We start from the raw sequence: 12,452 nt of genomic DNA, 5'->3' as shown, positions 1-12,452 counted from the left end.
TTCGATTACATGGGGCACTCGTCGTCACGGACCGGCAAACGACGAGATTGCCTCGATGACGATTACCGCTGACGCCGCACCCGGGTCGACATGACCGAGCGAGCGATCACCAAGCCGGGAGGACCGCCCTTTGGCCGCCACCATGCCTTTCGTCGCCTCGCAGCCATCACGGGCGGCGCGGACGGCTGCGTCTAGGCACGACGCAAGGGCTTCTCCGTTGGCTCGCGCCTGAAGGGCTGCCTCTGCGGCCGGCTTCCAGGCGTCGACCATCGTTTTTTCTCCGATCTCGGCCTTGCCGCGATCCTGGATGCCTTGGGATAGTGCGCAGAAAGCGGTCAGGAAGTCGTCGTCCGACAATTCCTCCTTGCCCTTGACGGCGGCGCCTGCGCGCATGAAGGCAGTGGCATACAAGGGGCCGGACGAGGCACCGATCGCGTTCAGAAATGCCTTTGCAGCAGCGTTGAACGCGGCCGTCGGCAGGGTCTGGGCGCCATCGAGCGAAACGAGCGCCGTGGCAGCGGCGTGCCAACCACCTTCCATGGCAAGACCGTGATCCCCATCGCCGATGACGCCGTCCAGCTCGCACAACCAGTCCCGCTTTTTCGCGATCTCGTCTGCGATGAGCGAAAACAGCCGTTGCAGGTCATCGGTATTGATCGGCATCTATCACCTCCGAAACATCGCACAGTCGCAGGGATGATCGATCAGACGTTGTAACTCGTCATCGAGATGCATGATGGTGATCGACGCGCCTGCCATTTCAAGCGAGGTGCAATAGTTCCCGACGAGGGAGGTGTGGATCAGGAGCCCGGCGTCATCGAGCCGTGACTTGACCCGGCGCATCATGATGTACAGCTCCATCAGGGGCGTCGAACCAAGCGAGTTCACCAGAACCGCCAGACGGTCGCCGGCTGGAGACTTCATCTCCTGCAGAATACCGTCCATCAGTTCGTCGGTCACTGCATCCGCGGATCGAAGCGGTCCGCGTGCCACGCCGGGTTCGCCATGGATGCCCATGCCGATTTCCATCTCCTCTTCGCCGATGGTGAAGTTCGGCCGGAGGGTCTGGGGGAGTGAGCATGGTGAAAGCGCCACCCCCATGGTGTAGGTTCGTGCATTGGCGTGACGGGCGGCCCGCTCGACCTCGTCCAGCGGATACATGAGATCGCATGCCGCTCCGGCGGCCTTGAAGATGAAGACGTTGCCCGCGACCCCGCGTCGCTTCTCGATCTGGTCAGCCGGCGCCGAAGCAATGTCGTCGGTGGTCAGGACGGTTCGCGCCTCAATGTCATCAAGCGCGAGCATTTCGGCGGCCATGTCAAAATTCATGACGTCGCCGGCGTAGTTCCCGTACATGAAGAGCACGCCCGAGCCGCCATCAGCTGCCTTCGCGCATGCGATGATTGGATCGGGGGGCGGCGATGCAAAGACGTTCCCCACCGCGGCCGCGTCAGCCAGTCCCTTGCCGACAAAGCCAAGAAACGTCGGCTCGTGCCCCGAACCTCCTCCGATCACCAACCCTACCTTGCCCTGGCGCGGGCCGTTCCTGGCGATGATCGCACGCGGCACATCGTCGACCGCATACAGGTGTTCCGGATAAGCCGCCAATATGCCTTCCAGCATCTCGTCGACGGCATCCGCCCCGGAATTGATGAGCTTCTTGGTTTTCACGCCGATTCTCCCCTTCGAACTCCGGCACCCCAGATGCAAGCCGGGCCGTGGCGGTCAATGCGCAAGCGGCAAAACCGCCACGCCGTAAGGCCCTATCGTCACGCCCGCAGCGGCTGGAGCGACGATGCTCGATCCGCAATCGAGCGTTTGCTCTTCCGCTGTCACATTGACAATGTGAAGTTTTCGCCCCGACGCACCCGTCACGGCGAAGGCCAGAACCTTCGAAGGCGCGGATGAGACGCATTCCTGCCAGCGGGATCCTGATAGCATCGACAATGTGCGCACCGTATTGAACAAGGGGCGCCAATCCCCTTGTCTTGTTGGTTCGCCTGGGCCCGCCACCAGTCCAAATGGACCGGTCAGCGCCGAGAGCGTCAAGCACTCCAGCCCGGCATCAAGCACGCGTATCGCATAGCCAAGCGCGAAGGCTTCCGCAAAACGCCCGCTATGCCGAGGGTCCAAGTTGGCCATCGGAATGCGATTGCCGGACAGGTTTTCCATCGTTCGGCTCCCATAGGGATTCTGGCGCATCGGGATCGATGATGGCCCGATCCGGTAGGGCTTCTCGCCATAGATCGCGCGAACCGAGCGGGTAATGAAGGGTAGGGTCTCCAGCGTTTGCATGACGCTGAGGTCGTCGGCCGCATGCACGATCGGATTGGTGCAGTGGCTGACGAAACCAAGATCGTCCGCGGGAACCCGCTTCCGGTTGAGTTCGGTAAAATAGCTCAGCATACCCCCGCCAATGCGGATGCCGGGAAAGGCCGAATGAGCCGCGCCATAGACCTCTTCGAGGGGTGGGCAGTCCGGCCACTTGCTGCCTGGGGGTGTCGACTGGCGGTCTACGGATGGCGAGATCATGATCGCATCGGGCCTGAACGAGGCCGATCGCAGAATATCGGCGATTTCCGCCGTCTCCACGGCCGGCGAACGCCTGCACGGCAGGGCGAGTTCCAGTGTCGAGCGATTGCGCTGGCCATCCGCAATGGCTTTGAACCGTTCGATTGCCTCCATGCCGTGGCCGGCATTCGCGTCGAAATGAAAGATGATCTCCTGCGGAGCGATCTCCGATAGCAGCGACTTCGCAGCGAGCACCGCTCCGGCTTCCTCGGGAGTGACGACGACGCCGATGCCGGGCATCGTGCCTGTGCGCGTCCCGAGTTCGAGCGGGATGGAACCATCGGAAGCGATTGCCGCCGGACGGCTGTAACGCTCGCCCCTGATAACGAGGGACGTGCGTTGCCGAATGCGGTCGCCCGCTGGGATCTGATATGGCCAGGGCAGGGCGAGCGGCCGAACGTAGGTCTTGTACGATGCGTCCGACCAGTTGCGCTGGTCCTCCATCTCGAACGTATCGCCCTCCATGCGGCACTCGGCCGTCACCCCAGGCACGACCGTGTGCGTGATCGCACGCATGTCCTTGAAGGGCTGCCAAGGATCGATCAGCTCGGGAAACTCCGTTGCTCGGAGAGTGCCATCGACACGCTCGACAGTCGCGGGCGTGCCAGCGACCCCAACGATCGGGTGAAGAATGCAGAAGCCACAGCGGTTGGTCTCGAAGCCGGTGTGCGAGACGGCGTCGGCGACAAAATCCAGGCGATCCGAGGTTCCGACGATCCCGACATCGATCGCGAGTTTGGTATTGTCCGGCCCTTCGCAGCCCGCACGATAGACGACTTCGAACCGATCCTTGTCCTGGGTGATCCGAAGCCCGGAAATTTCGGGGCTGTAGGTCCCCCAGTCCCGATCGCGAACGAGGTACGAGATCGCCCTCAGCACCTCGGTCCCATCGTAACGGATTGTTCGAAGATTGCCCTCGACCAGATCGGCTTCCAGCTTTCCGGCACTGAGCCGGACCGCAGGCGTTTCGACGAGATGCGTGCCATAGAGGACGAAGGGATCAACCGTCATCGCAGCAAGGCTCCGACATCCACGCGTTGTCCGGTAGCAGCGCTTTCATAAGCTCCCTCGACGAGGGCAAAGGTCTTCAGATTGTCGGCTCCCGACGTAGAGTGTTCACCACCCTGGCTTAACTGGTCGACCCAATGCTGCTGGATGGCGTAGACGCTTTCCTGGATATTGTGCCAGGGCCGCGATGCCCAAGACAGGAGCCGCGGCGAGACGTCGATCGTGCGTGTGCCGTCGGCGTTGGTGACCTCGAGTTGGTAGCCCTGGCTGAGCCGGATGCTTCCATCGCACCCATCCAGTTCTATCAAGGTCTCGGGGAAGGGCTCATTCGACAGCTTCGTGGCATAGCTGACGTCGACGACGGACGTCGCACCGCTGTCGTGGTCGAGCAGGATCGTCGCCACATCCTCGCCCTTGATCTTCGGATTGACTCGCTTGGTTCGTGCCGTCAGCGCCTTTACGTCACCCAGGATGTAGCGGGCGATATCGAGCGTATGAATGCCAAGATCCTCGATGATGAAGCGCTCGCCTTCGGCCAGATATGGCTGGCCGGAGAAGACGTCGTAGCCGGAGCGGAAGGAAAAACGGCCCCAGAAAGGCGTGCCGATCGCTGCCGCGTCGAGAACCTTGCGAACCGCCTGAATGGGCGTCTGCCAGCGGAAGTTCTCATGGATCATCAGCGGAATACCGGCCTCGCGGCAGGCCTGCACCATCGCCTTGGCATCGGCAAGCGTCTTGGCGAAGGGCTTCTGGCAGATGACAGGAACCTTGTGCCGCGCGGCCATCTCCACGAGTGGCCGGTGGCTCTGGACGGTTGTTGCGATGTCGACGAAATCGAAGCCGCCGTCTGCAAGGAGTGCTTCGGCATCACTGTATCGCCGCTCAATGCCAAACTGATCGCCCACGATCTTCAGGCGTTCAGCATCGCGATCACAGATCGCAACGATCTTCGCACCTTCGACATCGTTCCAAGCATGCATCTGGTTGACCGCGAAGAAGCCGCAACCGATCAATGCACCTTTCAATTCAGTCATTTCAACCTGCCCTTGCCATCTGCATCAAAGTAACGCGCTGCTGCAGACGGCGCTGCGCCTGATCGACAACAACCGCGATGATAATCACCAACCCCTTGATGACCATCTGCCAGAAGGACGAGACGCCCATCATCACCAGCCCGTCCGAGAGGATGCCGATCACGAAGGCGCCGATGATCGTCCCGCCGATCGTTCCGCGACCGCCCGACATCGACGTGCCGCCGAGGACGGCTGCCGCGATCGCGTTGAGTTCAAAGCTCTCGCCTGTTGCAGGATGCGCAGCCATCAGTTCCGACGAGATGATGACGCCGACGATCGCTGCGCAAAGACCGGAGAACATGTAGACGAAGATCTTCACGATATCGACGCGGATGCCGGACATGCGCGCCGCGCGCTCATTGCCGCCGACGGCAAAGATGTGGCGTCCGATCGGCGTCGAACGTGCGACATAGGCGGCGAGCAGCGCGAGCGCGATCAGGATCCAGATCGAAACCGGTAGTCCGAGGATGCGCCCCGCACCGAAGAAATCGAAGCCGGTCGTCGCATACTCAGGACGGCCGACAAGGTTCGGGAAGGTCTGCCCATCCGAGGAAAGCAGCGCCAGGCCACGCGCGACATAGAGCGTGCCGAGCGTGGCGATGAAGGGCGCCACGTTGAGCTTGGTGATCAAAAGGCCGTTGATCAGACCGATGAACAGGCCAATCGCCAGGGTGATGAGCACGATCTCAAACAGGTTGAAGTAAATGGTGTAGCCAACGGGCAGTTCGATCCCGTAGAGGATCAGGCCACCGGCCACCATGCCGCAAAGCCCGACGATAGAGCCGACCGAGAGATCGATGCCGCCCGTAATGATGACGAATGTCATGCCCATGGCAAGGAAGGCATTGAGCGCCACATGCTTCGACATCAGGATCATGTTCGCCGTCGATGTGAAGTTCGGGGCGAAGATCGCAAAGAAGATGATCACGGCGAAAAGCGCGATAAAGGTCCTGAGCTTCATCAGCGTCAGGAGGACGGAGCCGTTCGTGCTCGTCGGCGAGGAAGTGGTTGTGGTAGCCGCCGTCATGACGCGAGTTTCCCTTGATGTCCGTGTCCCTTGGCCGAAGCCGCGATGATGGCGTCTTCCGTCGCCTCGTCCCGGTTGAAAACAGCGACCAGCTGGCCGTTGCTCAAAACCGCGATGCGATCGGAAAGCGCCATGACCTCTTCGAGGTCAGAAGTCGAAAACAGAATGGCGAGGCCGTTTGCAGCCAGCCGCCGCATGGTGCGGAAGACGTCGGCCTTGGCGCCGACATCGATCCCGCGGCTCGGCTCGTCCATCAGCAGAACCTTCGGATTGGTCATCAGCGCCTTGCCAATCACCACCTTCTGCTGATTGCCGCCCGACATCGACGTGACTTCGAAATCGGGATTGGGTGCCTTGATCGCGAGATCCTTGATGGCGTCGCGAATAGCCGTCTTCTCCGCCGCCGCATTGATATGGAAGAACCGGGCGAAGCGGTTCAGGCTTGCCAGCGACAGGTTGCTGGCGATCGAAAGAACCTGGACCAGTCCTTCCCGTTGCCTGTCCTCAGGGATCAGCGCTAGGCCCCGGCGGATCCGACGGGTAACGTCGCGCGCAGCGACCTCCTTGCCATCGATGAAGATCTTGCCGGTGGAGTGCCCGTGGCGCCCCATCACGCATTCGAAGAATTCGCTGCGTCCGGCGCCCATCAGGCCATAGATGCCGAGGATCTCGCCTGACTTGACCGACAGGGAGACATGGTCTACCGCTAGGCCGCCAGTCGAACGGGGAAGACTGATGTCTTCCGCGCGAAACATTTCCTTGCCGACAGCATGGTCCACCGACTTGGCGAAGTCCTTGGCATCGGAGCCAATCATCGAGCGCACGATCCAGCGCGTGTCGATGTCGCGGACCAGTGCCTGGCCGGTGATCTGGCCGTCGCGCAGGACGGTGATGTAGTCGCCGATCCGCATCAACTCTTCCAGGCGATGCGAGATGTAGACGATGGCGACGCCCTGCGCCTTCAGCTCGGCGATCACCTTGAACAGGATCTCCACTTCGGCCACCGAAAGCGCAGACGTCGGCTCATCCATGATCAGGATGCGTGCGTTGAGCGACATCGCCTTGGCGATCTCCACCAGCTGCTGCTGGCCGATGGGAAGGTCCTCCACCATCGTCCCGGCGTCGATCCCGGCATCCAGCCGCTTCAGGAATGCATTGGCCTTTTCGACCTGCGCCTTGTGGTCGATGCCGCGCAAACCGCGGGTGATCTCCCGTGTGGCGAAGATGTTCTCGGCCACCGACATGTTGGAGAAGAGATTGAGTTCCTGGAAGATCATGCCGATGCCGTGCGCCTGCGCATCAGCCGGGCTGTCGAAGGAGACCGGCTCGCCGTCGAGGATGATCTTGCCAAGCGTTGGCCGTTCGACGCCCGCGATGATCTTCATCAGCGTCGATTTGCCAGCTCCGTTTTCGCCGACAAGCACGTTCACCGCGCCGCGCCGCAATTCGAGATCGGCGCGCTTGACCGCGATGATGCCCGAATAGACCTTCGAAACATCGTCGAGACGCAGGATGATGTCGTTGTTGGGGGAGTTGCTCATGACTATTGCCCCACCGTCAGTTCGGATGGAGTGACCAACGGCAGCTGGCCGCCGCTTGGCACCGGGAAGGCGCCGACAACGGTTACGGTCTTGCTGACAAGTCCATCGCGCGGTACAGCCGAAAGGAAGGCGTTGTTTGCCTTCTCATTGAAGGCCTTGCCGAACTGGGCCCATTCGATCTGGTTTTTGAATTCGTTGAAGTTGACGAAGTCGAGCGTATCGCGCAGCGCGGTGCCGCGCAGAGCCGGGCCGATCTGCACCTTGGCATCGGCCTTGCCGTCGCCATCGGCGTCGACATCGAGTGTTGCCGCGCGCGATTGCGTATCGGCCGCGACAACCTTGCCGGTGAATTTCACGGCATAGGTCCAGGGCGAGCTCGCCTGCTTCTTTGGATTTCCGTATTTTTCTCCAGCCTGGTCGGGGCTCGACGCGGCCAGTGCGGCGACGTCCTTGAGCTCGCCGGCGCGCTTTTCGAAATAGGGGACAGCCTGCGATTGCCAGATCGCCTCGACCTTCGCATTCGGATCGAATGCGTCCTTTGCAGCCGCCTGTGCCTTTTCCTCGGCAGTCGGCGTCTTGATGATCTTGCAGCCAGGCAAAGCCGCCGCCACGAGTGCGGCGATCAGGGCGCCCCTGATCCTCAACATGCGATGAACCTCGAAGTTATGTGAAATAGACCGCAGAGGGCGCGGTTTCCCGAACCCTCTGCGGCTGTTCTCTGCCGATTACTTCGCCAGCGCGAAGGTCTCGAGCTTGGAAGCGTTGTCAGTGTTGATGAGGACGCAATCCATCAGCTGCTTTTCTTCCTTCGGCGAGGTCTTGTTCTTGATGTAGGCGTCAGCCTGTTCGACAGCCATCTGCGCCTGGGCGTAGGCCGGCTGGAGTACGGTTGCCTTGATGCCGCTGGACTTGATCGAGTCACGCACATCGTTGGAGCCGTCAAAGCCGACGACGATCACGTCCTTGCGGCCGGCAGCCTGGAGAGCCGCGATCGCACCCATGGCCATCGTGTCGTTGCCAGAGATCACGCCCTTGATGTCCGGGTTGGCCTGCAGGATGGTCTCCATTTTCGCGTAGGCTTCGGTCTGGCTCCAGTTGGCCGACTGCTTGGCGACGCTCTTCAGCTCCGGATAGTCGCCGATGACGTCGTTGTAGCCCTGCGAGCGGATGCCGGCATTGGTATCGGATTCCTTGCCGACCAGTTCGACATAGTTGCCCTTTTCGCCCATCAGCTTGACGAACTCCTGCGCGCCGAGCTGGGCGCCCTGGTAGTTATTCGAAACGATCTGGGCCACGGCGACGCCGGAGGCATTGATTTCACGGTCGATGAGGAAGGAGGGGATGCCTGCGTCCTTGGCCTTCTTCACGGCTGCGACCGATGCATCGGCGCCGGCGTTGTCGAGAATGATCGCCTTGGCGCCGCGACCGATCGCGGTGTCGATCATTTCGGACTGCTTGTTGGCGTCGTCGTCATGGGTCATGACGAGGGCCTCGTAGCCGAGTTCCTTGGCCTTGGCTTCGGCGCCGACGGCTTCAGCCTTGAAGAAGGGGTTGTCGTGGGCCGGCGTGATGATGGCGATCAGATCCGCCGAGAAGGCCGGGATGGCCGTGCCGAGTGCCAGCGCGCCGGCAAAGGCCGCCAGGGTCAGTTTGCGTGTCAGTGTCATGTTTCCTCCCGAGTGTGAATAAGCCCCGTCTCCCTTGGGGCGGTGAAGGGCGAGGCTTTTTGCCTCGCCAAGCCGGTTCAGGTGATGCGCCGGATGCTTTCGGCGATCTCCTGCGGTTCGAATACCTTTTTCCAGTCGTCGCGCATCAGGGCGGGGATGCCGAACTCGATGGCCTTGTTGCAGGCATCGGAAAATACGCCGTCGACTTGCTTGAAGATGACCGCGCCAAGCACGTTCATGTGGCCCAGCAGAAAGTCGCGGGCGGCTTCCGCCGGCACGCCGCGCGCCACGCATTCGTCCATTGCCTGGCGCATGACGACGAGCAACGAGGCGCAGACCGTTTCAGACAAGCCAGGCTCGAGCATGGCCAGTTGCTCGACCGTCACCCGGTGCGAGCGCATGACCGGGGCCCAGATGATCTTGGCGATCTCTTCTCCGAGCGCATAAGCGCTTTCCGGTCCCTGCATGAGGGCCGAGACGATGTGCTGCTTCGCAAACAGGCCACCGAAATGGTCCTTCTTCGCCTGCATGTCAGTCTCGTCGTTGAAGATCGGCGGATGGCAGGGATGGGTGACGAAATAGGTAAGGTCGTCGCGCTTGGGCAAGTGGTCGGCGAAGGGGGCAGCGGCGTCCAGAGCCACGACCATGGTGCCAGGCTTCAGCTTGTCGACAATTCCAGCGGCTACCTTGCCGATTGCAGTGTCTGGGACAGCAAGGATGACAACCTCGGCACCTTCGAGACCGGCATCCGGGCTGACGCAGTCAAGTCCGAGGTCGTTCTTCAGGCGCGCCTTGCCGGCTTCGCTGACCTCGATATGACGAACGTCGAAGCGTGACCCCTTGAGGTTCTTAGCAAGCCGGTAGCCCATTTTGCCACCTGCGCCGAAGAGGGCAATTGTAGTCATGTTTCCTCACCTTTTCTCAGTCTGGATAGGAGCATAAACTGGTATGATGAGTCAATCACCATATCATCAACTATTTGAGTTAGGAGACCCGTTTTCCCGCATCGAGTCGATCGATCGCGCCAACATTGCCGGCTGAAGACCCCAGCGGGTCGAATTCCGAGGCAAGCCAGACGTCCACGATCGACTTGGCGAGTTCCGGCCCAATCACGCGCGCACCCATGGTGATGATCTGCGCGTTGTTCGACTTGGCGGCGCGTTCGGCCGAATAGGTGTCATGCGTCAGCGCCGCGCGGATACCGGGCACCTTGTTTGCGGAGATGCACACCCCAATGCCGGTCCCGCAGATCAGGATTCCGCGCTGGTGTTCCCCATCGACAATCGTCTGTGCGAGTTTCTGCGACAGGTCGGCGTAGAAGCCGGCTTGGCTGAGATCATGCACTTCAAGATCCGTCCGGCCTGCGAGGTGAGCAGCAATCACATCCAGCAGCGGTTTTCCGGCGCTGTCAGCGCCTATTGCAATCTTCATGAGAGCTTCCTTTCACAGGCTTTCAGGCACAGCGGTTTTGGCCGCGGCAGACGCCCGGCGCAGGATTTCGAGGTATCCTTCGACAGCCCAGGCCGATCGACCGATGAACAGGCCATCGATATGAGCTTGGGAGATGAGTTCTTCGCAGTTTTGCGGGTTGACGCTTCCACCGTAGAGAACCGGCACTGACCGGCCGAGGACGTCCCTGGCCACTTCGGCGATCTTGCCGTGCCGCTCGCAGGCGTAGGATGCGGTCGCCGGAATACCATTGACGCCGATCGCCCAGACCGGCTCATAGGCGAGAAGAATAGGAGAAGGATCTGGCTGGGTGGTGACACGCGCCAAGGCCGCCTCGACCTGCCGTCGCAAGACCGTGTCGGCGTGGCCGGCCTGACGCTCCTGCAAGGTTTCTCCGATGCAGATGAGTGGCGTCAGACCGTGCCGAACGGCCGATACGACCTTCAGGCCGACGGTTTCATCGGTTTCCCCAAAATGCGCGCGGCGCTCGGAATGGCCGAGCTCCACGATATCGAGCTGGCAATCCTTAAGCATTGGCGCCGAAACCTCGCCGGTCCATGCGCCCGAATCGTCCCAATGCATGTTTTGCGCGCCGACCTTGACCGAGGTCTGGGCAAGCACGCGCTTGACCTCGCGAACAGCGGTGAATGACGGAATGACAAACCGCTGTATGCCCGGATCGCGCTCATCATCCGTCTCGGCGAGACGTCGGGCGAAGGCAAGCGCCTCATCGAGCGTCTTGTTCATCTTGAAGCTGGTGCCGATCCATGGGGCCATGTCAGCTGGTCCTTCCGTCGCGTATCTGGGCGAAATAACTGTCCGTTCCGATCTGACCGCCCTTGAGGGCGATCTGCATGCCATCGGTCGGCTGGTAGCTGCCGTGGGCGAGACAAAGCGGCGAGCCTGGTGTTTGTGGAAGCGGGAGAAGGGTGGTGAGCGCATCGACCTTCAGCTGTCGCAGCGCATGACTTGACGTGTCGCCGCCGGCGATGACCGCGCGCGAAAGCCCCTCCCGTTCGACCAGTTGGCGCAGGATCGTGCCCAACGCCCGTCCGAGCTTGTGCCGGGCGCCGGCTATCTTGTCGATGTGATCACCTATATCTGCCGAAGGCCCGAGCGCCGTGTGGAGTATAACGCTTCGCCCCACCTTCAATTTCTCGACCCCTTGCTGGACAGCCGTGTCGATCGCGCGTTCGCTGTCGTCGGACACAAGTGCGAGGGGATCGAGCGCGACATCCGCAAAGCCGTCGTCCCGCGCCCTCCGGATCTGACGCTCGGTCGTGGGCGACACGCTACCGGACACTGCTGCAAGCCGGTCAACGGAACGAACCTCGGGAAACTGTGCCTCGCCTGCAACCAGGCCTTCACTTCGCCAGGCATTGACGAGTGCGTATTGAACCCCGGAGGAGCCGGCGACGAAAGGTCCCGACTGGTGCGAAAGCCGAACCAACTGCCGACCGGCGGCAGCCTGTGTCGCGTCGGAATCCACATCGATGAGGAGAATGCCGGGGTGTGCGTCCACGACCTTGTCAACCAAGGCATCGGCGTCGCTCGATAGGATGGTGGGAATACCGATCAGGCTGACGGGGACCGCTGTCTGCCTCGACAAATGGACGGTCAGATCGGCTTCGCCCATCGGCGTCACCGGATGACAGCTCATGACCGGATGGCGGTCGATCCGGTAGATGCGCCCCTGATAAGCCGCAAACAAATTGCCGAAGGCCGTGTAGCGCTTCAGCTGCGGCGAGCCGACCACGACGGGCACAGCGGATTGACGGAAGATGTCGCGACCGATCTCGATCGCTTTTCCGATGTTTCCAACCCCGGGGCTGGAATCGAAGGTCGAGCAGACCTTGTAGTGGCAAATCCTGGCATCGAGTGACTTCAGCCATTCGAAAGCAGGTGTCAGGTTTGCCTGCATCCACTCCGGCGTCTCGCTCCGGCTCGTCCCGGCAATGCCGATCGCCCTGGCGCCCTTAAACCGGGCACGCATCTCCGGCGAGGGAATGTCGAGGAAGAGCACGGTCTCGATACCGTTCGACGCCAGCGCCTCCATGACGTCGGTCGAGCCAGTGAAGTCGTCGCCATAATAGCTGAGAAGCAGATTGCCCATCGC

At 61.4% G+C, this 12,452-nt stretch carries 12 protein-coding genes; all 12 read right to left on the bottom strand.

Features of this window, described 5'->3' with window-relative positions:
- Positions 1 to 24 precede the first annotated feature (24 nt).
- Positions 25 to 663: a dihydroxyacetone kinase subunit DhaL gene (gene dhaL / locus QTL94_RS22890; protein WP_065691750.1), complete on the bottom strand. Its 639-nt coding sequence runs from the start codon at positions 661 to 663 to the stop codon at positions 25 to 27.
- Between the two features lie 3 nt (positions 664 to 666).
- The gene (locus tag QTL94_RS22885; RefSeq protein ID WP_289803203.1) at positions 667 to 1,671 is read right to left on the bottom strand and encodes a dihydroxyacetone kinase subunit DhaK; all 1,005 of its coding nucleotides are present in this window, start codon (positions 1,669 to 1,671) and stop codon (positions 667 to 669) included.
- 54 nt (positions 1,672 to 1,725) lie between these two features.
- Positions 1,726 to 3,582 carry a D-apionate lactonase gene (apnL, locus tag QTL94_RS22880; protein ID WP_289803202.1) on the bottom strand — a complete coding sequence of 619 codons (1,857 nt, stop codon included), beginning with the start codon at positions 3,580 to 3,582 and terminating at the stop codon, positions 1,726 to 1,728.
- Positions 3,579 to 4,613: a Gfo/Idh/MocA family protein gene (locus QTL94_RS22875; RefSeq protein ID WP_289803201.1), complete on the bottom strand. Its 1,035-nt coding sequence runs from the start codon at positions 4,611 to 4,613 to the stop codon at positions 3,579 to 3,581. The genes apnL and QTL94_RS22875 overlap by 4 nt, the downstream gene beginning before the upstream one ends.
- Position 4,614: 1 nt before the next feature.
- Complete coding sequence (locus QTL94_RS22870; RefSeq protein WP_289803200.1) at positions 4,615 to 5,679, bottom strand: ABC transporter permease; 1,065 nt, start codon at positions 5,677 to 5,679, stop codon at positions 4,615 to 4,617.
- Positions 5,676 to 7,220 (bottom strand): sugar ABC transporter ATP-binding protein, encoded by a 1,545-nt coding sequence (locus QTL94_RS22865; RefSeq protein ID WP_289803199.1) that lies wholly within the window; start codon positions 7,218 to 7,220, stop codon positions 5,676 to 5,678. Before QTL94_RS22865 ends, QTL94_RS22870 begins: the two co-directional genes overlap by 4 nt.
- Positions 7,221 to 7,222: 2 nt before the next feature.
- Positions 7,223 to 7,867 carry a DUF2291 family protein gene (locus QTL94_RS22860; RefSeq protein ID WP_289803198.1) on the bottom strand — a complete coding sequence of 215 codons (645 nt, stop codon included), beginning with the start codon at positions 7,865 to 7,867 and terminating at the stop codon, positions 7,223 to 7,225.
- Positions 7,868 to 7,945: 78 nt separating this feature from the next.
- The gene (locus QTL94_RS22855; protein WP_289803197.1) at positions 7,946 to 8,887 is read right to left on the bottom strand and encodes a D-ribose ABC transporter substrate-binding protein; all 942 of its coding nucleotides are present in this window, start codon (positions 8,885 to 8,887) and stop codon (positions 7,946 to 7,948) included.
- Positions 8,888 to 8,964: 77 nt separating this feature from the next.
- The gene (locus QTL94_RS22850; RefSeq protein WP_289803196.1) at positions 8,965 to 9,792 is read right to left on the bottom strand and encodes a phosphogluconate dehydrogenase C-terminal domain-containing protein; all 828 of its coding nucleotides are present in this window, start codon (positions 9,790 to 9,792) and stop codon (positions 8,965 to 8,967) included.
- A gap of 79 nt (positions 9,793 to 9,871) precedes the next feature.
- Complete coding sequence (gene derI / locus QTL94_RS22845) at positions 9,872 to 10,318, bottom strand: D-erythrulose-4-phosphate isomerase (RefSeq protein WP_289803195.1); 447 nt, start codon at positions 10,316 to 10,318, stop codon at positions 9,872 to 9,874.
- Between the two features lie 12 nt (positions 10,319 to 10,330).
- Positions 10,331 to 11,113, bottom strand: coding sequence for a triose-phosphate isomerase (locus QTL94_RS22840; RefSeq protein WP_289803194.1), 783 nt, complete (start codon positions 11,111 to 11,113; stop codon positions 10,331 to 10,333).
- A gap of 1 nt (position 11,114) precedes the next feature.
- Positions 11,115 to 12,449 carry a four-carbon acid sugar kinase family protein gene (locus QTL94_RS22835; RefSeq protein WP_289803262.1) on the bottom strand — a complete coding sequence of 445 codons (1,335 nt, stop codon included), beginning with the start codon at positions 12,447 to 12,449 and terminating at the stop codon, positions 11,115 to 11,117.
- Positions 12,450 to 12,452: the final 3 nt, after the last annotated feature.

Source organism: Rhizobium sp. S96 (assembly GCF_030382195.1).
In the GTDB taxonomy this organism is placed as follows: domain Bacteria; phylum Pseudomonadota; class Alphaproteobacteria; order Rhizobiales; family Rhizobiaceae; genus Rhizobium.
This window is presented reverse-complemented; position numbering and strand designations above follow the sequence as displayed.

Bases quoted from the DNA above. Each gene is read 5' to 3' on its own strand.
- dhaL (WP_065691750.1), bottom strand. From the start codon at position 663: ATGCCGATCAATACCGATGACCTGCAACGGCTGTTTTCGCTCATCGCA.
- apnL (WP_289803202.1), bottom strand. From the start codon at position 3,582: ATGACGGTTGATCCCTTCGTCCTCTATGGCACGCATCTCGTCGAAACG.
- QTL94_RS22875 (WP_289803201.1), bottom strand. From the start codon at position 4,613: ATGACTGAATTGAAAGGTGCATTGATCGGTTGCGGCTTCTTCGCGGTC.
- QTL94_RS22870 (WP_289803200.1), bottom strand. From the start codon at position 5,679: ATGACGGCGGCTACCACAACCACTTCCTCGCCGACGAGCACGAACGGC.
- QTL94_RS22865 (WP_289803199.1), bottom strand. From the start codon at position 7,220: ATGAGCAACTCCCCCAACAACGACATCATCCTGCGTCTCGACGATGTT.
- QTL94_RS22860 (WP_289803198.1), bottom strand. From the start codon at position 7,867: ATGTTGAGGATCAGGGGCGCCCTGATCGCCGCACTCGTGGCGGCGGCT.
- QTL94_RS22855 (WP_289803197.1), bottom strand. From the start codon at position 8,887: ATGACACTGACACGCAAACTGACCCTGGCGGCCTTTGCCGGCGCGCTG.
- QTL94_RS22850 (WP_289803196.1), bottom strand. From the start codon at position 9,792: ATGACTACAATTGCCCTCTTCGGCGCAGGTGGCAAAATGGGCTACCGG.
- derI (WP_289803195.1), bottom strand. From the start codon at position 10,318: ATGAAGATTGCAATAGGCGCTGACAGCGCCGGAAAACCGCTGCTGGAT.
- QTL94_RS22840 (WP_289803194.1), bottom strand. From the start codon at position 11,113: ATGGCCCCATGGATCGGCACCAGCTTCAAGATGAACAAGACGCTCGAT.
- QTL94_RS22835 (WP_289803262.1), bottom strand. From the start codon at position 12,449: ATGGGCAATCTGCTTCTCAGCTATTATGGCGACGACTTCACTGGCTCG.